Source organism: Phyllobacterium zundukense, from assembly GCF_025452195.1.
Taxonomy (GTDB): domain Bacteria; phylum Pseudomonadota; class Alphaproteobacteria; order Rhizobiales; family Rhizobiaceae; genus Phyllobacterium; species Phyllobacterium zundukense_A.
Map to the genome: position 1 here is coordinate 135,138 of NZ_CP104973.1, position 21,729 is coordinate 156,866.

13 protein-coding genes and 1 pseudogene are annotated in these 21,729 nt (G+C 58.3%); all 14 read right to left on the minus strand.

Annotated elements, in window-relative coordinates; all coding sequences use genetic code 11:
* Positions 1–15: 15 nt before the first annotated feature.
* Positions 16–2,100 (minus strand): penicillin-binding protein 1C, encoded by a 2,085-nt coding sequence (pbpC, locus tag N8E88_RS13090; RefSeq protein WP_262294048.1) that lies wholly within the window; start codon positions 2,098–2,100, stop codon positions 16–18.
* On the minus strand, positions 2,100–7,553 hold the full coding sequence (locus tag N8E88_RS13095) for an MG2 domain-containing protein (protein WP_410010642.1): 5,454 nt from the start codon (positions 7,551–7,553) through the stop codon (positions 2,100–2,102). Before N8E88_RS13095 ends, pbpC begins: the two co-directional genes overlap by 1 nt.
* 41 nt (positions 7,554–7,594) lie before the next feature.
* The gene (locus N8E88_RS13100) at positions 7,595–8,518 is read right to left on the minus strand and encodes a LysR substrate-binding domain-containing protein (protein WP_262294049.1); all 924 of its coding nucleotides are present in this window, start codon (positions 8,516–8,518) and stop codon (positions 7,595–7,597) included.
* Between the two features lie 280 nt (positions 8,519–8,798).
* Positions 8,799–9,701 carry a DMT family transporter gene (locus tag N8E88_RS13105; RefSeq protein WP_262294050.1) on the minus strand — a complete coding sequence of 301 codons (903 nt, stop codon included), beginning with the start codon at positions 9,699–9,701 and terminating at the stop codon, positions 8,799–8,801.
* Positions 9,702–10,239: 538 nt separating this feature from the next.
* A complete protein-coding gene (locus N8E88_RS13110; RefSeq protein ID WP_112525917.1) occupies positions 10,240–10,488 on the minus strand; it encodes a formate dehydrogenase subunit delta in 249 nt (82 codons plus the stop codon).
* The gene (fdhD, locus tag N8E88_RS13115) at positions 10,481–11,413 is read right to left on the minus strand and encodes a formate dehydrogenase accessory sulfurtransferase FdhD (protein ID WP_262294051.1); all 933 of its coding nucleotides are present in this window, start codon (positions 11,411–11,413) and stop codon (positions 10,481–10,483) included. Before fdhD ends, N8E88_RS13110 begins: the two co-directional genes overlap by 8 nt.
* A gap of 2 nt (positions 11,414–11,415) precedes the next feature.
* Positions 11,416–14,296, minus strand: a pseudogene (fdhF, locus tag N8E88_RS13120) (formate dehydrogenase subunit alpha).
* Positions 14,297–14,306: 10 nt separating this feature from the next.
* A complete protein-coding gene (locus tag N8E88_RS13125) occupies positions 14,307–15,866 on the minus strand; it encodes a formate dehydrogenase beta subunit (RefSeq protein WP_262294052.1) in 1,560 nt (519 codons plus the stop codon).
* Positions 15,863–16,336 (minus strand): formate dehydrogenase subunit gamma, encoded by a 474-nt coding sequence (locus N8E88_RS13130; RefSeq protein ID WP_262294053.1) that lies wholly within the window; start codon positions 16,334–16,336, stop codon positions 15,863–15,865. The genes N8E88_RS13125 and N8E88_RS13130 overlap by 4 nt, the downstream gene beginning before the upstream one ends.
* 102 nt (positions 16,337–16,438) lie before the next feature.
* Positions 16,439–17,335: a LysR family transcriptional regulator gene (locus N8E88_RS13135; protein WP_262294054.1), complete on the minus strand. Its 897-nt coding sequence runs from the start codon at positions 17,333–17,335 to the stop codon at positions 16,439–16,441.
* Between the two features lie 62 nt (positions 17,336–17,397).
* On the minus strand, positions 17,398–18,093 hold the full coding sequence (gene urtE, locus N8E88_RS13140; protein WP_262294055.1) for an urea ABC transporter ATP-binding subunit UrtE: 696 nt from the start codon (positions 18,091–18,093) through the stop codon (positions 17,398–17,400).
* A gap of 72 nt (positions 18,094–18,165) precedes the next feature.
* Entirely contained in the window at positions 18,166–18,912 is a 747-nt protein-coding gene (gene urtD / locus N8E88_RS13145) for an urea ABC transporter ATP-binding protein UrtD (protein WP_262294056.1), read from the minus strand.
* A 3-nt stretch (positions 18,913–18,915) separates the two neighbouring features.
* Positions 18,916–20,094: an urea ABC transporter permease subunit UrtC gene (urtC, locus tag N8E88_RS13150; RefSeq protein WP_262294057.1), complete on the minus strand. Its 1,179-nt coding sequence runs from the start codon at positions 20,092–20,094 to the stop codon at positions 18,916–18,918.
* Positions 20,091–21,716 carry an urea ABC transporter permease subunit UrtB gene (urtB, locus tag N8E88_RS13155; RefSeq protein ID WP_262294058.1) on the minus strand — a complete coding sequence of 542 codons (1,626 nt, stop codon included), beginning with the start codon at positions 21,714–21,716 and terminating at the stop codon, positions 20,091–20,093. The genes urtC and urtB overlap by 4 nt, the downstream gene beginning before the upstream one ends.
* Positions 21,717–21,729: the final 13 nt, after the last annotated feature.

The following is a 21,729-nucleotide window of genomic DNA, read 5'->3' on the forward strand; positions in this document are numbered from 1 at the left end:
GCCGCCTTGTTATATTCAATCGACAAACACTCGAACGCTAGCCGCGCGACCGACTGAATCGATGACTGTGAGCGTCGAATATCCACCGCCGTCCGGGACCCATTGGTTGACGCGACGGCGCGATGTTTCCGGCAAGGGCTTGCCATTGGCGAGCCAACGGAACGGTGCGCGACCGCCCTGCAGCTTCAGCGCCAGCGGCATGATTTCACCGCCTGTTGTTGCTCCAAGCTCGATGCGTGCGCCTTCAGGCGGATAGACGATCTGCGGTGCCGGCTCGCGTGTCGTCGAAGCAAGCAAACCACTCGAATTTATCGCAAAACGCCGCTGACTGATCGGCAGTTGCGCCTGCGCTATGCGGGTAGCTCCCGCTGGAGCAGGTTGCAGAGGCGTTATGGCGACGCCGGATTTAGCGAAACCTTCGAACAGGATCGGCGCGGCCGAGCCATACCCGGTCAGACCCGGCACTGCGCCATTGTCTGGCCGGCCAACCCATACGCCGAGAACATAATTGCCATCGAAACCGACCGACCATGCATCGCGGTAACCGTAGCTCGTGCCGGTCTTGTAGGCAATGCCGCGCTGCCCGGAACCGAGGGGCGGCATGACACCGGAGAGGATATCGGCAATGTTCCACGCCGCCACAGGTTCGAGCAGCGGCTCGCCCTCGATCGAGCCGGGCTTGTCCTGAATTCCATCGCCGAGTTGCATTGGCCTGCCGCGATTAGCAAGGCTGGCATAGAGTTGCACGAGGTCCTTCAGGGTAACGCCTACACCGCCGAGACCGATGGCGAGGCCCGGCGCTTCATTCGGCGGCAACACCGGTCGGACATCGGAGCGACGGAACCGCATCATCAGCCGTGCCGGTCCGACTGCGTCGAGCAGACGGACTGCAGGAACGTTGAGCGACAATTGCAACGCCTGCCGAATGCTGACGTCGCCTTGATAGCTCATATCGAAATTGCGCGGCCGGTAGCCGAAGAAGTCGGCGGGCCGATCCTCGATTATGGTTTCCTGGCTGACCAGGCCATCCTCGAAGGCCAAGCCATAGATAAAGGGCTTCAGCGTCGAGCCGGGCGAGCGCTTGATCCGGGTCATGTCAATCCAGCCCGAGCGGCTCGCGTCGAAATAATCCGCGGATCCAACCTCGCCGACGATCTCGCCGGTGCGCACGTCCGCCATGACCATGGCGACTGATACCTTGGGACCGACCTTGCCCGCTGCGTCCCTCGCGACTGCTTCCAATCCCTGCTGGACCTGCCGGCGCAGCGTTGTCAGATGCCGTCGGACCGACGGCTCCTTGCGCTGGGCGGCTTCCGCCAGATGCGCTGCATAGGCCGGCAATTGCAAACGCCGCGACGGAATTGGTGCGAGACCGGCCCGCGCGGCTTCGCTTGTCCCCACAACCTTTTCGACGGCCATGCGATGCAGCACGCGGCCACGCGCCGCTTCGGCCAAGGCGAGATTGCGGTCGGGTCTGCGTCTTTCCGGCAATTGCGGCAGAGCGACGAGCAGAGCGGACTGCGCGACAGTCAAGCGACGCGGCTCCTTGCCGAAATAGGCAAGACTTGCGGCGCGCACCCCTTCAAGGTTACCGCCATAGGGGGCAAGAGACAGATAGAGGTCGAGGATTTCGACCTTGCTCAAACGTCGCTCGATTTGCAGCGCGCGCGCCAACTGCTGAAGCTTTGCAGTGAGTGATCTGCCCTCGCGCGGCTCAATCAGCCGGGCAACCTGCATGGTCAAGGTCGAGGCGCCGGAAACGATACGGCCATTGCTGACGACCTGCACCGCTGCGCGTGCAAGCGCGACGAGGTCAATGCCCCGGTGTTGCCAGAAGCGCTGGTCCTCGTAGGCGGTGAGCATGCGGACGAATTGCGGATCGACATCCTTTGCTGTCGTGCCGAGCCGCCAGCGGCCTTCGGAGGTCGCGAAGGCGCGCAGCAACTGTCCATCCGCATCAAGGACCTCAGTCGAAACCTCCGCCGCCTTCTCGAGCGGCGGTGGAAAAGCGCGGTCGGTCAGGTCGAGGCCAAACGCAAGCACCGTGGCCAGCACCAGATTGGCCGAAATGCCGATGCAGAGTTTGCGCGTGGGCCACATTATTGTGCTGCGACGACCTCCATGCGACCGGTTGCCGTACGCGCGGAGAACTGAGGGCGGTACATGTCCTCGACGCTGGCTGCCGGATGGTCATAGGTGCCGGGTGTTACCGCTCGGACTACATAGGCCAGCGTGATTTCGCCATTGTCCCCCGTCGCCCGGTCAAAGGCGGCTACGAAACGATCGCTGCGGAACTCCGTGTGCGCTGCCTCCACTTCGCCGATCCAGTCGAAATTCGACAGGCTGGCGCTGTTGACGAGACCGGGATTATCGATCTCGAAACCGGAAGGCAAAAGATCGGTGATGAGCACACGCGACGGCCAGTTGTTGTTCTCTGTCACTTTCAAAACAACTACATAGCGCTCGTTCTGCTTGGCCTGGCTGACATTGGCCTCCTTGCCATCAAGCGTGTAATAGGTACGTTCGATGTTGAAACCATCGCCCCCGGCAGGCAGCGGCTGCGACGGAGAAGCCACTGTCGTCACCACTGCCGACACAGGTTCGGCGGTTGCATTGGTGATGGTCACCGGTTGTGCGAGCAGTTCATCGCCGGTCAATCGTGCCGAATAGCCACCAGTGTGAGCAGCGCCATTGATGTCGAGCTGCAGATCCCTGTCGCCATCCTGAACAGCGCGCGCCGCAAGCAGCATCCATGTTTGCTCCTGCGTGCTCGTATAGGTCTTGTGCTCCCATTCACTGGCAACGATCTTCGACAGTTGCGGGATGATCGGCGGGACGGGACGGCTCTCGGCAGCAAGCGCCAGAACAGCGGCGTCATCGCGAAGCGACGAGCCGTAGTCCGAACGGACGAGGCTGACATTGGTCACGGTGGTCGCCTGTTGCAGGGCATTGGTGAAAATGCTTTGCGAACGCTGGGCATCGCCATAAAGCGATAGGGCGGCGGCAAGATGCGCACGCGACAATGGCGTCGGGAACTCGCCAAGTTTCGTGTCAGCGTAGTAACGCAGGTCGCTGATCGCCGCTTTGCGGTTACGCGCCAGGACATAGAACGCATAGGCAATTTCATTGCCCTGATCCTTGACATTCACGTCGTAGCTCAGCGAGTTTTGCAAGTTTTCAAGTGCTTGTACGAGAGCTTGTTCCGGCACATTGTATTTCTGTTCGCGAGCACGGGTGAGGAAGTCCGTGACATAGGCATCAAGCCAGAGGTCGCCGGAGCCCGGCGCCCAAAGACCGAAGCTGCCGGCAGAGGATTGATACGACAGGACACGGTAGATCGCTTCCTGCACACGTTTCTGCACTTCGCCGTCGTCGGCAATTCCAGACTGCCTGGCGAGATCGCTCATATAGAGCAGTGGCAGGGCGCGGCTGGTCGTCTGCTCTGCGCAACCATAGGGGTAGCGATCGAGCGTCATCAGCAACGCCGGAATATCGAAGGCGGCCGAGCGCGTTACATTGAGACTGACCGAAGCCCCTTGCAAGACGCTGCCAGCCAGCAACTCGCTATCCACCTTGAGGCTGCTGTTGGGCCCAAGCTTGATCGGCCTGCGCACGGTCATCGGCAAGGTCGCCGGCCGGACCGGGACATTCAAGGTCTGCTCGAGCGAGAGACCTGCGGCATTCGACAATTTGACCGATACTACCCCGTCGCCCGGCTGATTGCCCGTCAATGGCAAGATAAGGTTTGCCTTACCACCTGCAGCCAGATTGACGGTTTGTGACGCGGCCGGTTGATCGACCTTCACCGCAGGATTGCTGGTGACCTGCACCTGATAGTCGCCTGCCGGCGCGTCGGTATTGGCGATATCGAGCCGCAACGCGGCCTTATCGCCAGGGGCAAGGAATTTCGGCAAGCTCGCGGTGACGACCACGGGATCGCGAATGACCACGTCGGAGGTGGCGTGGCCAACACCCGATTTCGACCAGGCGACAGCCATGACACGCGCCGTTCCGTTAAACTGCGGAATATCGAAGCTGACATTGGCCTTACCCTGTGCGTCCAGCTTTACCGGCCCGGAGAAGAAGGCAACCAGCTTTTCAGTGGGTGGGCTGCCTTGCATCGGCATTTGCGCGCCGTCACCGCCGGTGCGCAGCTTGCCGGTTGCGCCCTGCGAACCATCGATCAAGCGGCCATAAAGGTCGCGAATCTCGAGACCGAGCTGGCGTTGGCCGAAGTACCAGCCATCCGGATTCGGTGCTTCATAACGGGTAAGATTAAGAATACCGACATCCACTGCAGCAACGGTGACGAAAGCTCCCTCGTTCGCACCGGCACCAGTGACTTGAAGGGCGATGTTCAACGGCTTGCGAGGTTCGGTCTTCGGTGGCGTATCCAGCTGTACAGCGAGCTTGCGATCGCCCGGATTGACGTTAAGCCATTTCACACCGATGGCACGCATCGGCATATGGGTTTCCTGCGCGTCACCCGGACGGAACAACGTGGCTGTGACGTAAGCCCCCGCACCCCAATCAGCGGTGACAGGAACATCGACTTCACCACCCTCGACCGGAATACTTGCGCGTTTCGTAACCAGCAAGTTCTCGGCACCGACGGTCACCAGCAGTTCGCCGGCGAAACGCGGCGAAACCTTCAATTTCGCCGTTTCACCGGGGGCATAGTTTTCCTTATCGAGAGCGATCTGAAGACCGTCCGGCGTTTCGGTGGAAGTGGTTGCCACATAATAGCCGGCATCGAATTGAACGCTTGAGGCGGGGCCGTCCGCAACAGCGGTTTCCACCTCCAGGCGGAACTGACCCCAGGCAACAGGGACGGAAATATCAGCGCCATCCGCCGTTGTATCGATCACCCCATTCGCAACTTGCTTGGTCGAAAGGATCGGCTCGTATTTCCATGAATTGCCGTCACGGTACCACTGATAGTTGCGCTCGACGCTGATGAGTTTCCATTGAAGCCCCTGCATGGCCTGTTTCTGGCCATTCTCATCCACAGCAATGACATGAAATTTGCCAACGGAGTTTTCGGCGAGAGCACCTGAGAACTCTGGTTTGATACCAATCATCGAGCCTTGCTGCTTGACCGGCAGTGTCAACGTACGCTCTACGGCGCGACCGCCTGCTTCGTGCATCCGCACGACCACATTTGCGTTGAGGAGCTGCGTGGTGGATGGAGTATCTGCCACTGAAACGTCGAATGTCGCCTTGCCGTTCTCGTCCAGTGGCTGCAAGTCTTCGAGCGGCAAGCTCGTATTTTCACTCGCCTCTTCATCGGCGAGCCCAAAGAGATAACCCTTGAAATCAGCGCTTTCATGTGTTGGCTTCAGCGCGATTTCGCCTTCTAGTTCCAGCCCCGCAGCGGGAGCGCCATAGAGAAAGCGGCCGTCCACCTTCACCGGCGTTGGCTTGCCGATCTCAATGAATTTGGCGTCGCTGGTCAGATCGAACTCAACCCGGTCTGGCACGAAATCCTCAACCAGGAATTGCTTTTCTGCGATCGGCGTACCCTTGGGGTCGGTGAATATCTGCATCGTCCAGGTGCCGCGCATGGAGTTCGCTTGCAACTCCAGATCGAGCGTATGCCCTCCAAGATTTGCGCCGTCACTGACCATCCGGCGATCCTCGACGCCGTCGGGCCGTTTGAACACAAATGTCAGCGGCAGTTTTTCGACGGCATTGGCGGCGTTATCCCGGGCGAGCGCGGACGCATGCACTGTTTCGCCGGCGCGATAGATACCGCGTTCGGTCCATGCCAGAATATCGATCGCGCCCGGCGCGGGACGGCCGGTGACACCGCGATCCGAAAGGTCGAAGCCCGCGCGGGTCATGTCGAGGAAAACATAGTCCGCATCGCCATTCTTGGCGGTGATGACTGCAGGAGCGGTGGCTGCAGTGCCGCGCATCAGCCCGGCGGTAAATGTAGCGCGACCTTCGGTATCGGTGACTGCAGTGCCAAGTATCTCGTTGTTTTTGGCAAGAAGTTGAAGCTCGACACCGATGAGCGGCTGGGCCGACGCAAGCGAGCGTGCAAAAACATTGAGCCCGTCATTACCCGCATAGGTGGTGAGGCCGATATCGGAGACGACGAACCATTGCGTAGCCTGGGCATCCCATTCGTTGCTCTTTGCGTCAGGCGACACGGCGGTCAGGACATAGACACCGGGCTTGCGCTGCGGCAGGGCTTCATCGACTGGAAAACTGGTGACGACATCCTTGTTGAGGTCGGACTGAAGATCGATCGTGCCCTGCCAGACAAGTTCACCCGATTCATCCTGCAGACGCTGAGCGCTGTAGCCATCCATCTGCGTCAGGAATTGCGAACTGGTCAGAAGCGGGGCCAGCCCTCGATCACCGATGCGATAGAGCTTGAGATTGGCGCTGGTCGTATTGACCGAAACGATGGGAATGCCGCGACGCGCGGTGCTCGGCAGAACAAAACTATCGCTGGTAAAGCGCACCATGGCGGAGCGATCCTTGATGTAGATATCAAGATCGACCGGCGCCTCGAGAGATCCGCCCACCGCAGATGGCAGCCCGGGACGCAGGGCGAGCTTGTAGCGCTGGCCATGTTCCAAGCCCTCGACACAAATCTCGCTGCCCTTGGCCTCCAGAGCTTTTGGGGCAGTTCCGTTCAATGTCACGAACGGCGTATAGTCCGTGCCCATTTTCACCAGAGGGTCAGAGAACTGGATGCACGCGCGAGGGTTAACGCTATCTGCGTCGATCGTTTGATTGGTGACGCGGAAGCCCTGCCGAGACCTGAGATCCAGATAGGCCGCCTCAACCGGCTTGGCGTTGACGAGCGCGAGACTGGCTTTATACGCGTCAAGCGACGCGCGATAGTTCTCGGAATTTTGCAGCGCATCGCCGAGCGATGCCAGCGCATCTGCGCGGCTTTGCGTTGTTCGCGTCAACTGATAGCCGTTGAGCGCGGCTACCGCCGCCTGTCCGGCGATATAGGTATTTTTGTCGGCACGGTTCGCTGCACGTGCTGTCTCGATCCAAAGCGGGCCATTGTCGGGCGTCACCGCCAACGCGCCTCTAAACGCCTTGAGGGCGTTCTCGATATTGCCCTTGGCAACCTCTGTGCGTCCGGCCGCAACGAGACCATCGACACCTAACGCCTTCTGATCGTCGGCGAGGCTCAGGCTCGACCTGACCTGCCGTGCATCCTGCAGTAACTGGTCCGACACAAACTGCAGCTTTGGCGGTGCACCGATATCGGGTTCATCGGCAGTCTCGACAACCTTGCCGGCAACAGAACCCGGCGCCGTTTTCAGCTGATTGAAATCAGATTTGAGAAAACACCACTTCACCTTAGGGTTGTAGGTGAATGCCTTGCAGGACTGGTCGGCGAGACAGACCAGCTCGCACTGATCCTGGGTGACATCCTGTTCCGTACGCAGGTCGAAACCGAAATAATCGCCGTCCTTCGTCGTAACGACATCGCGATTCGTTTCCGCCGCGCCAACCGGCGCGGAAAGAGTGAAAAGAGTGAGAAGGAAGGCCGAAAAGCCGATGACCGAACGCAGAGACATAAAGTCCTCCCACTGCCACTATTTTGGTGTGGGGGCACTGTTCAAACTTCGGTATAACTTGTCAACAGATCATGCGATCCGGTCGCATTCTCCAGCGCGATTTCGCTAAGAATCCAGCGCTGGAAGTGGAGTGATTGGGGGCTCGGTTTGCGGTTGTTCGGCATGACTAACCAGTAACCGACGGAAGACGGTACGCGGGCAGGGAAAGGCGCAACCAGCCTGCCGTCCGCCAAGGCATCTTCAACAAACAGGTCCCAGGCAAGCATGATGCCCTGCCCGCTGATCGCGGCTTCAAGCCCAAGCCAAGGATCGGAAAAAGTTGTGCCGTCGAAAGGCAGCGGTCCTTCGAGACCAGCCGCGGTCTGCCAATCATCCCAGCTGAACATCGGATTGTCATAGCAGATGATCGGCTGGTTGAAGATGTCGGCAGGTCCCTTCAACCTGAGAGCCACATTCCGCGTGCAAACCGGAAACATCCTTTGCGGCAGAAGCCGTTCCGGAGCGCCATCCCGCCAATCGCCTTTTCCAAGCCGGATGGCGAGATCGATGTCCGAACTTTTCAGATCGACGATACCCGGCGAAGGATCGATGCGGATTTTGAGGTCCGGATGGGAACTGCGCAAACGGCCAAGACGTGGAACGAGCCATTTTGAAGCGAAGGTAGGGGCGACGGAAAGCATGAGCGTCTGATCCGCCCCATCAGCCATTGCCACGGCCTTTGACAGTGACCGAAAGCCCTCTTCCAGCCGAGCAAGGAAACCTTTGCCGAATGGCGTCGCCACCAGCCCGCCGCGGGTTCGCTCAAAAATGGCATGTCCAATCTGGCCCTCGGTGCGGATCAATTGCTGGCTGACCGCGCTGACCGATACGCCGAGTTCCTCCGCGGCCTTCGGCAGTGAACCCAAACGTCCGATCGCCTCTACTGCCTTCAACCCGTTGAGATGGACTTTGTTTAAATTCTTCATGAAGATTTTCTTTACGAATGTTTCGCCAATCTGGATTGCAAATATCACGTATCCTGAACAGAATAGCGCATATTTGAACATAAGGGAGTCAGACGATGAAGATTTTCTTTCTGCTCCGAGCCCTGATAGCACGGTTCTGCGGCGGGCAAATCGAGTCCGGAGATGCTGAGTCCAGCTGGCAAAGGGATCCACTTGCGCATCCGACATTACAGGCCATGGACCTCGATCAGCTGGCCGATCTGCCATTCGAGCCACGCGCCGTATGCAGGCATTAGCGCAGCTACACAGTCAAACGTCGTGCCGCCATTGCCATGCGCCGTTCCCACCAGACGAGAGAAAGGCTTGAGGCCACAATGAGGATTGCGCCGAGGAAGACGTTTATTTGCGGCACCTCATGCCAGATGAGATAGCCGTAAAGAAACGCCCAGATGAGACCGCTATACTCGATGGGCGCAAGAGCCGAGGCCGGGGCATAGCGGAACCCTTCATAGAGGAAATATTGTCCGGCCGAGCCGACCAGGCCCAGGCTGATCATCAAGATCCAGCCGGCAAGGTCCGGTGTTTTCCAAAGCCAGGGAAGCATCGCTCCGCAAACTACGGCGAAAAGAAAACTCGTAGCCATCATCTGGTTAAAGGTGCTTTCGCTACGACTGACGAGGCGCACGAGAATGACGCTCCACGCCCAGCAGAAACCAGCGAACAGAACCATTCCCGCAGGCACGAGATCGGGCGTTTCTGCAGGATTTGCCGCGAGGATCACCCCCACAAATCCCGCGATGGAAGCGATCCAGCGAACCAGTCCCACCTTCTCCTTCAGAACAAAGATCGAGAGGATGACGACCATCACCGGGGCGGAGAAATACATGGTGGTGATTTCGGCAAGCCCAAGGTGGCGCGCCGCGGAATAGTAGGAGAGCCATGCGCCGAGCATTAGTGCCGCGCGAATAGCGAGCGATCGTTTATGCGGGCTCTTCAGGATCGATGGATGGCGTTCATGGCGTACCATCGCAGCCGCAAAGATGACGATGATCACACTGCGCATGAACAATATTTGCGGCACCGAATAGTCTGCCACCAGCCATTTCACCAGCGCATCCTGAATAGCAAAGAGTGAATAGCCGAGCGCAGCCAGGGCAATGCCGGTGAGCGGACTGGGTACTTGCCCGATAAATCGACGAAGCATGGGGACCTTGCGGAGGGTAGGCGGTGCTGCTGTTTCGCCTATCAAGAAGACAAACTGATTACAACTGCATTCGGAAAACATTAACTTTATTGGTAAAACTCTAATGATTTTGAGCAGCCCGGCCCTAAAGCATATTGGACGTAACACCTTGCTTCATAATGAATTTTGACGAGCGCGGAGCTATTGTTGCCCAACACCGCTTGCAGCATAGTTGCTTGGCCGGATTAACATTTTGGCCTGAAGACACGAACGTTGCAGGGGGGGCAAATGCTGAGGGACGACAAAAATACGAAGGCCGACTACGAGCCTTATATTACTCGCTCTGCACCCTATGTCGTATTCCTGCTTTTGTGGCTTCCGTTTGTTCTTGTCGTAGGCAGGCTATTCGGCAATCAATGATCAAGAATGAGAGGCCACTTAGGGGCTCCGATTTCAGATATTGCGGCAATATGAATTAGACTATCGCCTGCTGCAACGTCATCCAGACACCGAAAGTGTCCGAATTCCCAAGATCGTCCAAGTATCAGGCAATTGGTGATCAGGCCGGAACCGGCCCAGGCTTGCGGATGTGTTTTGCTGCTTCGACCACCAGCGGATCAAAGCCGTTATCCTCCTGTTCAAGGATCGCGAAAAACTGCTCGCGCATGCGTGGCTCCCAGAAGTGGTTGATGTGGTCAGCAACACCTGCCACCGCCTCATCCTTCGGCTGTGTATGGAAGAACGCCGCTATCTGGTTGGCCATGTAGACGAGCTTGGTCGCCGTCGATTTGTGGCTTTCACTATCCATATTGCACCAATCTTACAGTGGGACTTTGAACGAGCGTCGATGCGGCGGTGTCGGGATTCGGTTTGGGAAGCACATCCGCCGCTTTTGTATCCAGCTGGGCCAAAGCAGCCGGGACGCGCTCTGGGCGAGTAAATACATCGAATTCATCACCGCGCACAAGCGCGACAAGCGTCATGCCCGCGGCATGCGCTGTGCGGATCGCCAAGGCTGTCGGCGCCGATACGGCAATCAGGATCGGAGCGCCGATGATCGCCGCTTTCTGCACCATTTCAATGGATACGCGGCTCGTAACGACGACTGCGCCGGTCTTGCCCTTGACACCGGAGCGGCAGAGAGCCCCGGCCAGCTTGTCCAGCGCATTATGGCGGCCAACATCTTCGCGCGCTGCAACGACGCCCTTGCCCGGAACGTAGAACCCGGCGGCATGGACTGCGCCGGTTTCACTATGCAGCGGCTGAACCTGCGAGAGCAGCTTCACCGCGTCCGCGATTTCATCCGGCGTCAGCTTGAGTTTGGCTTTGTCGACAGAGGCAACGGGTTTCAGTGCCTGTTCGATTGATTCGATGCCGCAGAGGCCGCAGCCGACAGGTCCGGCCATGCGGCGGCGGCGATCCGTGAGTTCCTGGCCCGCTTCACCCGCTAGCACGATCTGGATATCGACACCCTCGTCGTGTTCCTCGACGGTGATTTCGCTGATTTCGTCGACCTGCGAAACGATGCCCTCCGATAGGCTGAAGCCGACAGCGAAATCCTCCATGTCGGCTGGCGTCGCCATCATGACCGCATGGGTCGTGCCGTTGTAACTGAAGGCGACTGGCGTTTCTTCGGGCACCATCCGGCTGTCTGTCGCGTAAACCTCCCCCGCCCCCTTGCGGCGGCGGGTGATGCGCGGAACGACAAGCAGTGTGGGGCGCTCTTCGGACATGGTTACTCCGCGGCATCCAGCACAGGAGCAATACGTCTGCTCTGGCGCGCCTGCTCGTCATATTCGATCTGCCAGTCGCTCGGACCGTTCGAAGCGCCGACCTGCACCGCCGTGACCTTGTATTCAGGACAATTGGTCGCCCAATCGGAGAAATCGGTGGTGATGACATTGGCCTGTGTCGTCGGGTGGTGGAAGGTCGTATAGACAACACCCGGCGATACGCGATCGGTGATCAGCGCCCGCAGGGTGGTTTCGCCTGCGCGGCTGGTGATCTTCACCCAATCGCCATCACGAATGCCGCGCTGCTCGGCGTCATGGGCGTGGATCTCCAGCCGATCCTCTTCATGCCAGACAACGTTTTGCGTGCGGCGTGTCTGCGCCCCGACATTGTATTGCGACAGGATGCGTCCCGTCGTGAGAAGCAGCGGGAAGCGCGGTCCGGTTCGCTCGTCCGTCGCGACATATTCGGTGCGGATGAACTTGCCCTTGCCGCGCGCAAAGCCGTCGATATGCATGATCGGCGTGCCCAAGGGCGCCTTTTCATTGCATGGCCATTGAACCGATCCTTCCTTGTCCAGAAGGTCGTAGGTTACGCCGGCGAAACTCGGAGTCGTCAGCGCGACTTCGTCCATGATCTCGGAAGGATGGCTGTAGCTCCAGCCAAGTCCCATGGCATTTGCGAGATTTTGCGTAACTTCCCAATCGGCGTAGCCGTTGAGCGGGCTCATAACCTTGCGCACGCGGTTGATCCGGCGCTCGGCATTGGTGAACGTGCCATCCTTTTCAAGGAAGGTAGAGCCGGGCAGGAAAACATGGGCATAATTGGCGGTCTCATTGAGGAAGAGGTCGTGCACGACAACACATTCCATGGCGGCGAGACCGGCAGCCACGTGCTTGGTATCGGGGTCCGACTGAAGGATGTCCTCGCCTTGGATGTAGATGCCCTTGAAGGTGCCATCAACGGCCGCGTCCAGCATATTCGGAATGCGAAGGCCGGGTTCGTCCTGCAACTTCACGCCCCAGAGCTTGTCGAAGATATCGCGCGTCGATTCTGTCGGAGATATGCCGGTAACCCGGAAGTTCGTGCGGAAAGGAACCCATATCACAGGACCCCTGCACATTGTTCTGACCGCGGAGCGGGTTCACGCCAACGCCCTTGCGGCCGATATTACCGGTCGCCATGGCGAGGTTTGCAATAGCCATAACGGTTGTTGAGCCCTGGCTATGTTCGGTGACACCAAGCCCATAGTAGATCGCGCCATTGCCGCCGGTTGCGAAAAGCCGTGCGGCCTCGCGCAACGTCTGAGGATCAACGCCCGACAGCTGTTCGATGGCTTCCGGGCTATGCTCCGGAGAAGAAACGAAGGCTGCCCAATCCTGGAACTCATCCCAATCGCAGCGCTCGCGGATGAACTTCTCGTTGAAGAGCCCTTCGGTGACGATCACATGGGCCATCGAGGTGACAACAGCAACGTTGGTACCGGGACGCAAGGGGAGGTGTTGTGCAGCTTCAACATGGGCTGAACGCACCAGATCGATGCGGCGCGGATCGACGACGATCAGTTTTGCACCCTTGCGCAGCCGCTTCTTCAAGCGGGAAGCAAAGACGGGATGACCATCGGTCGGATTGGCGCCGATAATCATTACGACGTCAGTGTGCTCGACACTGTCGAAATCCTGCGTGCCTGCAGAAGTACCAAATGTAGTTCTGAGGCCATAGCCCGTTGGCGAATGGCAAACGCGGGCGCAAGTATCGACGTTGTTGTTGCCGAAGCCGGCGCGCACCAGCTTCTGGACAAGATATGTCTCTTCATTGGTGCAGCGGGACGATGTGATACCGCCGATGGAATTGCGTCCGTACTGATACTGGATGCGGCGGAATTCGTTTGCTACATGCTTGTAGGCTTCTTCCCACGTGACTTCGCGCCATGGATCCGAGATCTTCTCGCGGATCATCGGGTTGAGAATGCGGTCCTTGTGGGTTGAATAGCCGTAGGCGAAACGGCCCTTGACGCAAGAATGACCGCGATTGGCCTTGCCGTCCTTCCAGGGCACCATGCGAACCAGTTCTTCGCCGCGCATCTCCGCCTTGAACGAACAGCCGACGCCACAATAGGCGCAGGTCGTGACTTTCGAATGTTCCGGCTGACCAATCTCGATAACGGATTTTTCGGTCAACGTTGCTGTCGGACAAGCCTGGACACAGGCGCCACAGGAAACACATTCGCTATCGACGAAATTCTCATGCATGCCCGGCGAAACGCGGCTGGAGAAACCGCGGCCCTCGATGGTCAGTGCAAAGGTTCCCTGCACTTCCTCGCAGGCACGCACGCAGCGCGAGCAGACAATGCACTTTGCAGGGTCGTAGGTGAAGTAGGGATTGGACTCGTCCTTCGGCATCCAGCGATCATTGGCAACGTCATGCGCCTTGGCAAAAACGTGGTTGTCGCCCTCATAGCCATAACGCACATCGCGAAGGCCTACTGCACCTGCCATGTCCTGCAGTTCGCAATCGCCGTTGGCTGCGCAGGTAAGGCAATCAAGCGGGTGATCGGAGATATAAAGCTCCATGACGCCCTTGCGGATATTCTTCAGACGCTGCGTTTGCGTATGGACGACCAGCCCTTCCATTGCCGGCGTCGTGCAGGAGGCTGGCGTGCCATTGCGGCCTTCAATCTCGATCAGGCAGAGGCGGCAAGAGCCGAACGCATCCACCATATCGGTGGCGCAGAGCTTTGGAACCTTGATGCCGGCTTCCATGGAGGCACGCATGATCGAGGTGCCCTCCGGCACAGTGACCTCGTTGCCGTCTATGGTCAGCGTGATCATCTTTTCCGAAAGAGATTTCGGCGTACCGTAGTCGATTTCTTCAATGAGAGACATGAAACAGCTCCTATTCCGCCGCTACGGCGATTGGCGCGGGGCGGAAATCTTCAGGAAAATGGGTGAGAGCGCTCATGACGGGATAGGGCGTGAAACCACCCAACGCACAGAGCGAGCCAAACTTCATCGTATTGCACAAGTCGGTCAAAACCTCGATCTGCTTTTCAGGCTCGATGTTCGCCGAGATGCGATCGACGACTTCGACACCGCGAGTTGAACCGATGCGGCAGGGGGTGCATTTGCCGCAGGATTCGATCGCGCAGAATTCCATGGCGAAACGCGCCTGCTTCAGCATGTCCACGCTGTCATCGAAAACCACCAAACCAGCATGACCGATGAGGCCATCCTTTGCGGCGAAGGCTTCGTAGTCAAAGTGCGTATCGAAAAGTTCGCGCGGGAAGTAGGCGCCGAGCGGGCCACCGACCTGCACAGCCTTGACCGGACGTCCTGTCGCCGTGCCACCGCCAATATCGTCGACGATTTCGCCGAGCGTGAGACCAAAGGCAACTTCGAAGAGACCGCCATATTTGACGTTGCCGGCGATCTGCAACGGGATGGTGCCTCTAGAGCGGCCCATGCCGAAATCCTTGTAAAAAGGAGCGCCCTTGTCGAGGATGACAGGAACGGACGCTAGCGAGATGACATTGTTGATGACGGTTGGCTTACCGAAAAGGCCTTTATGCGCTGGCAGCGGCGGCTTGGCGCGAACAATGCCGCGGCGCCCTTCGAGGCTTTCCAACAACGCGGTTTCCTCGCCGCAGACATAGGCGCCTGCGCCGACGCGGACCTCTATGTCAAACGCATAGGACGACCCAAGCACGGACGGCCCAAGGACGCCGCCCTCACGAGCGATCTCCAGCGCTTCGTTCATGACAGCAATGGCATGCGGATATTCAGAGCGCGTGTAGATGTAACCCTTCGTTGCGCCAACGGCGATGCCAGCGATGGTCATGCCCTCGATCAACACGAAGGGATCGCCTTCCATTATCATGCGATCGGCAAAAGTACCGCTATCCCCCTCATCGGCGTTGCAGACGATATATTTCTGCGAACCCGTGGTTTCGAGAACCGTCTTCCATTTGATACCGGTCGGGAAGCCCGCACCGCCGCGACCGCGCAAGCCGGACTCCGTCACCTTCGCCACGATTTCGGCAGGCGTTAGCTTGAGAGCGTTTTCCAAGCCCTTCAGACCATCATGGGCACGATAATCTTCGAGGGAGACGGGATCTGTGATGCCGCAACGGGCAAAAGTCAGACGTGTCTGCTTGGCAAGGAAGGGGTGATGATCGATGAGGCCGAGCCAGAGAGGATGCACCCCGCCGCCCTCGGCCATGCCACTGTCAAGCAGCGCCGCCACGTCGGAGGCCTTGACCGGGCCATAGGCGATACGGCCACTTGGCGTTTCGACCTCGACCATCGGCTCCAGCCAATACATACCGCGCGAACCATTGCGGACGATTCGCGCATCGAGGTTGCGTGTGTCGATTTCAGTCTGCAGGGATCTGGCGACTTTCTCGGCACCAAGCGCCAAGGCGCCGGAATCGCGCGGAACATAAAAAGTGACTGTCATAGCCGCACCTCCGCCGCGATTTCCTCGATCTGCTCGGCGTCGAGACGTCCAATCACCTCGTCGTCGAGCATCGCGGCAGGCGCGCAGGCACAAAGGCCGAGGCAATAGACCGGCTCAAGCGTCACCGCACCATCGGCGGTCGTGCCATGCCAGTCGATTCCGAGAAGCTGACGCGCCCGGTCGGCAAGCGCATCGCCGCCCATGGACTGACACGCTTCAGCGCGGCAAAGCTTCAGGACATGCCGGCCGGCTGGATGATCGCGGTAGTCATGATAGAAGGTAAAAACGCCATGGACTTCGGCGCGGGAAATGTTGAGGGCCTGCGCAATCAACGGCAGCGTTTCCGGTGGAACATAGCCGAACTCGCCCTGCAACTCGTGCAGAATTGGAAGAAGCGGGCCTTCTTTGCCCTTCAGTTGATCGATGATGCCTATCGCTCTACTGGCGATATCGGTACTTGCGCTTTGCATATCGTGCAACGCCCTCCCTTGTTTCTCCCCACACCCCGAAATAGATCAAAGATGCGTGGCATTATCAATACCGCAGTCTCGTTGAGCGATAGAAAATTTCTATCAAACCATATTCATACTTAGAGCCAATGCGCGTGCCTCGTGCAACAGCGCCGAAACCAATGGTGTATGTGGTTCGCGATCCGCAGCGACCAGTCCAACGAGGTGGCGCGCGTCAGGCTCGACGATGGGGATTGCACGGATCGGTTCCGCAAATCCCAACGTCTCGGCAAGGTTGAGCGGCATAATGCTAGCCCATTTTCCGGTTCTTATGTGCGAGAAAAGCACAATCATGGAATTAGACTCGAGTGTCGGGTGAACCTCGATCCCTGCCTCCTGCAAATGCTTGTTGATGAGGCGGCGATTCTGCATGTCCATGGTGAGGAGGCACAGCGGCAACTGCCCCACCTCCGCCCATGTGACCGACTTCCGATCGGAGTAGGTATTGCCCGACGAAGTAATGAGTTGGTAGCGCTCGGTGTAAAGCGGCACGGACGTCACGCGCCCGAGCGGCTCATTATCCAGGTAGCTGATACCGATATCGATCTCGAAATTGCTGAGCAGCGTCAATACTTCAAGCGATGTTCGCGAGGTTACGGAGAATGTAACATCAGGGTGCTTTTCGCGGAACGGCGTTGTCAGCCGCGAGACCATGGCGAGTGCCGTCGGAATGGCGGCGATCTTCACGTGCCCGGCAAGGCCGAAGCGGGCAGCGCGGATTTCCTCGCGCATCGTGCGGGTATCGCCGACAATGCGGCGGGCCCATTCAAGCACGCGCTGACCTTCCGATGTCAGGCCATTGAAGCGTGAGGCGCGCTGTACGAGTACAACACCGAGCGTATCTTCAAGCTGGCGGATAGCTGCTGAAAGCGTCGGCTGGGTGACGCCGCATTCTTCTGCGGCCCGGCCGAAATGCTTGTGGTGCGCCAAAGCGATGAAAAATTCCAGCTTGTCGATCATGCGGGGTTGCTCCTCTTAAAGCGACCCTAGCGATGATCTTGTACAATCAGCAAGCCAAGTTTTCAAACGGTCAGGAACTTGCGCACTTCCGGTTTATCAAGGCTGGCGGCATCGCCGGAATGGACGATCTCGCCGCGATCCATAATGTAGACGTGATCGGCGAGTTCGCGGCAGAAATCGAGATACTGCTCGACAAGAAGGATTGCGAGGCCCGCCTGATCGCGCAGGAACTGGATTGCGCGGCCAATATCCTTGATGATCGAAGGCTGAATACCTTCGGTCGGTTCATCGAGAACCAACAGTTTCGGTCGTGTCACCAGCGCGCGGCCGATGGCAAGCTGTTGCTGCTGACCACCGGAAAGATCGCCACCGCGCCGCCCGAGCATCGTCTTCAACACCGGAAACAGTTCGAAGACTTCCGGGGGGACATTGCGATTGCCGCGCGTGGCGGCAGCAAAACCGGTTGCGAGGTTTTCGCGGACGGTCAGCAGCGGGAAAATCTCGCGCCCCTGCGGAACAAAAGCGATGCCGGCGCGAGCGCGATCATAGGGTGGTTTCTTTCCCAAAGCCGATCCTTCAAAACTGATCGAACCGGAGGAAAGAGGGTGCTGACCGACGATGGCTCTGAGCATGCTGGTCTTGCCGACGCCATTACGCCCGAGAACACAGGTGATCGATTTCGGTTTCACTTGCAGCGACACACCGCGCAGGGCCTGCGCGGCGCCATAGTGCAGAGACGCATTTTCAATCGTCAGCATGGGAGAATTCCTTGCTCTTTTTGACGCAATTCCGGACGGAAGACCGAACGCCACTTTTTCTGGAATTGCTTTTTATCGGCCAAGATAGACCTCGATCACACGCTGATCATTACTGACGAAATCAAGCGAGCCTTCGGCCAGCACCGAACCTTCGTGCAGGCACGTCACCTTTACATCGAGTTCGCGGACGAAATGCATGTCATGTTCGACGACGAGCACCGACCGCGTCTTGGCGATTTCGCGCAACAGCTTGGCCGTTTCCGCAGTCTCGGCATCGGTCATCCCCGCCACCGGCTCGTCGACCAGCAGCAGCTTCGGATCCTGCGCCAGCAGCATGCCAATCTCGAGCCACTGCTTTTGGCCGTGCGAAAGGTTCGCCGCGAGCCAGTCGCGTTTCTCATTTAGGCGGATCGTATAAAGAATATCCTCGATCCGTTCGGCTTCGTTCGCGCTCTGTTTATGGAAAAGTGCTGCAAACGCCGAACGCGGACCGGAGAGAGCCAGCACCAGATTGTCTTCAACCGTGTGGCTTTCGAAAACCGTCGGCTTCTGGAATTTGCGGCCGATACCGAGCAAAGCGATTTCCGCCTCGTCATGCCTGGTGAGGTCCACTTCGCCATTGAAATAAACGTCGCCAGCATCGGGCTTTGTCTTGCCGGTGATGATATCCATCATGGTCGTCTTGCCGGCACCATTCGGACCGATAATGGCGCGCATTTCTCCGGCCTGCAGCACAAGCGACAGATTATTGATGGCGCGGAATCCATCGAACGAGACCGAAACGCCATCGAGATAGAGAAGGGTATCCTTGCCTTTCATGATCTATTCCGCTGCCTGAGGTTCGGGAAGGTGCGCATTCTCGGTGGCAACTGGCGGAGGGGGCCTGTCCTTCTTGCGCGCGGCGCGGTCAGCCAGTTTGGTTTTCCACGAACCGTAGAGGCCGAGGATGCCCTTCGGCAGGAACAGGGTAACGATAATGAATAGCGCGCCCAGCGCAAACAGCCAGATTTCCGGGAATGCGGCTGTGAAATAGGTCTTGCCAAAATTGACCAGTACAGCGCCGATGATGGGTCCGATGATCGTACCACGGCCGCCCACGGCAACCCAGATAACGGCCTCGATGGAATTGGCCGGCTCGAATTCCGACGGATTGATAATGCCGACCTGCGGCACGTAGAGCGCACCGGCTATGCCCGCCATCATTGCCGAAATGGTCCAGACAAACAGCTTGTAGCGATCGACACGATAGCCCAGAAAACGCATGCGGCTTTCCGCATCGCGGACGCCGACCAGGACCTTGCCGAGCTTGGATCGAATGATGAAACTCGACACGAAGACGGCCAGCGCCAGAAACAGCGCGGTTGCCGCGAACAGCATGGAGCGGGTGGTTCCAGCCTGGATGTTGAAGCCGAGGATATCCTTGAAATCCGTCAGGCCATTATTGCCGCCAAAACCCATGTCGTTGCGGAAAAAAGCCAGCAGCAGCGCATAGGTCAGCGCCTGGGTGATGATCGACAAATAAACGCCCGTGACGCGGGAGCGAAAGGCGAGCCAGCCAAAGCCAAACGCAAGAACTCCCGGCACCAGCACGACCATCAGCACTGCGAACCAGAAGTTATCGAAGCCGTACCAGAACCACGGCAATTCCTTCCAGTTCAGGAAAACCATGAAATCCGGAAGCACCGGATCGGCATAGACACCGCGCGGGCCGATCTGGCGCATCAGATACATGCCCATCGCGTAGCCACCCAACGCAAAAAACGCACCGTGACCGAGCGAAAGGATCCCGCAGAAACCCCAGACCAGATCAAGCGCGACTGCTAGCAGCGCATAAGTCAGGTACTTGCCGATCAGCGATACCAGATAGGTGGGGATGTGCAGAGCCGAAGTTTCCGGCAGCAGGAGGTTTGAAAGCGGCACGAGGAAGGCGATCGCGATGAGCAGCGCAATGACAATCCCGCCGCGCCGGTCAACATGGGTGAGAAACCATTGGGTGATCATGCCTCTATCGCCCTTCCCTTGAGTGCGAAGAGACCGCGCGGGCGCTTCTGGATGAACAGGATGATAAGCACAAGCACGACGATCTTGCCTAGGACAGCGCCGGCGAAAGGCTCGAGGAACTTGTTGGCGATGCCGAGCGACATGGCGCCGACCAATGTGCCCCAGAGATTGCCGACACCGCCAAAGACAACAACCATGAAGCTGTCGATGATATAGCCTTGGCCAAGATTGGGACTGACGTTGTCGATCTGGCTAAGGGCGACACCAGCGATACCGGCGATGCCGGAGCCAAGACCGAATGTAAGTGCATCGACCCATGGCGTCCTGATGCCCATAGACGAGGCCATACGGCGATTTTGGGTGACTGCCCGCATCCGCAAACCGAGCATGGTCTTCTTCAGGACCAGTTGCAGGATGGCAAAGACGGATAAAGCGAAAACGATGATCCACAGGCGCGACCATGTCAGTGTGATCAAGCCAAGGTCGAAAGACCCGGCCATCCAGGATGGATTGCCGACTTGCACATTGGATGCCCCGAACCAGGAGCGAATGGCCTGTTGCAGCACAAGCGAAATGCCCCAGGTCGCCAGCAACGTTTCAAGAGGACGTCCGTAGAGAAAACGGATAATGCCGCGCTCGATGACCACGCCTATCCCACCGGAAACGAGAAATGCGGCGGGGAGAGCTATGAGCAGCGAGTAGTCGAACAGGCCAGGCGCAGACGCCCGGATAATCTGCTGCACGACGAACGTCGTATAGGCGCCGATCATGACCATCTCGCCATGTGCCATGTTGATGACGCCCATGACACCGAAGGTAATGGCAAGGCCGATAGCCGCAAGCAGCAGAACCGAACCCAGTGACAGGCCGTAAACGACATTCTGGACGCCATTCCACAAAGCGAGCTTGGTATTGATGCGGCCGATGGCAGCCTTCGCCGCTTCGCCAACCGGACCCTGAACGCCCTCAAGCGGAGTAAGCAAGCCCAGAGCGTCGCGACTGTTGCCGGCACTCACTTCCGTGATGGCGGCAATTTTCACATCGTCTGCCGCTTCGGAATTCAGAACAGCAGCGGCTTTGGCCTGTTGCATGAGCGCTTTGACGCCCGCGTCCTGTTCCGCGGCGATGGCTTGATCCAATAGCGGGATCGACTCCGGATCGCGGGTCTTCAGGATAGCTTCTGCGGCTGAACGGCGCTCGGCGATATTGTCACTCATCAGTGTCAGGCCACCGATTGCGGCAGCGATATCACGGCGCAAGCGATTGTTGACCTTGATCTTTTCGGCGGATGACCGCGGCACGGGATCGAGTTTTGTCCCGGTCAGCGGATCGGTTGCGGCGTAGTCCGAACCGTCACGTTTGCCAAGAAAGACAGTCTTGTCGGCTTTTGCCACGTAAAGATCACCGGCGCTGAGCGCATCGAGGATTTTGGAGACGCGGGGATCGCCGGTTTTGACCAAGTCCGAGATGGCCTTGGTCGTGTCCTCGAATTTGTCGCCGGCAAGTGCCTGAACAAGCGGCCGTAGCTTCGCGTCATCAACAGTCTGCGCATTGGACTGGGCAATGTGACAACAAGCGCCAAGTATCAGAATGAATACGGACAGCAGGCGGTTCAATCGCATCAATCAATCCTGT

Bases quoted from the DNA above. Each gene is read 5' to 3' on its own strand.
- N8E88_RS13105 (WP_262294050.1), bottom strand. From the start codon at position 9,701: ATGCTTCGTCGATTTATCGGGCAAGTACCCAGTCCGCTCACCGGCATT.
- N8E88_RS13110 (WP_112525917.1), bottom strand. From the start codon at position 10,488: ATGGATAGTGAAAGCCACAAATCGACGGCGACCAAGCTCGTCTACATG.
- N8E88_RS13095 (WP_410010642.1), bottom strand. From the start codon at position 7,553: ATGTCTCTGCGTTCGGTCATCGGCTTTTCGGCCTTCCTTCTCACTCTT.
- urtD (WP_262294056.1), bottom strand. From the start codon at position 18,912: ATGAAAGGCAAGGATACCCTTCTCTATCTCGATGGCGTTTCGGTCTCG.
- N8E88_RS13130 (WP_262294053.1), bottom strand. From the start codon at position 16,336: ATGCAAAGCGCAAGTACCGATATCGCCAGTAGAGCGATAGGCATCATC.
- N8E88_RS13135 (WP_262294054.1), bottom strand. From the start codon at position 17,335: ATGATCGACAAGCTGGAATTTTTCATCGCTTTGGCGCACCACAAGCAT.
- urtC (WP_262294057.1), bottom strand. From the start codon at position 20,094: ATGATCACCCAATGGTTTCTCACCCATGTTGACCGGCGCGGCGGGATT.
- fdhD (WP_262294051.1), bottom strand. From the start codon at position 11,413: ATGTCCGAAGAGCGCCCCACACTGCTTGTCGTTCCGCGCATCACCCGC.
- N8E88_RS13125 (WP_262294052.1), bottom strand. From the start codon at position 15,866: ATGACAGTCACTTTTTATGTTCCGCGCGATTCCGGCGCCTTGGCGCTT.
- urtE (WP_262294055.1), bottom strand. From the start codon at position 18,093: ATGCTGACGATTGAAAATGCGTCTCTGCACTATGGCGCCGCGCAGGCC.
- urtB (WP_262294058.1), bottom strand. From the start codon at position 21,716: ATGCGATTGAACCGCCTGCTGTCCGTATTCATTCTGATACTTGGCGCT.
- pbpC (WP_262294048.1), bottom strand. From the start codon at position 2,100: ATGTGGCCCACGCGCAAACTCTGCATCGGCATTTCGGCCAATCTGGTG.
- N8E88_RS13100 (WP_262294049.1), bottom strand. From the start codon at position 8,518: ATGAAGAATTTAAACAAAGTCCATCTCAACGGGTTGAAGGCAGTAGAG.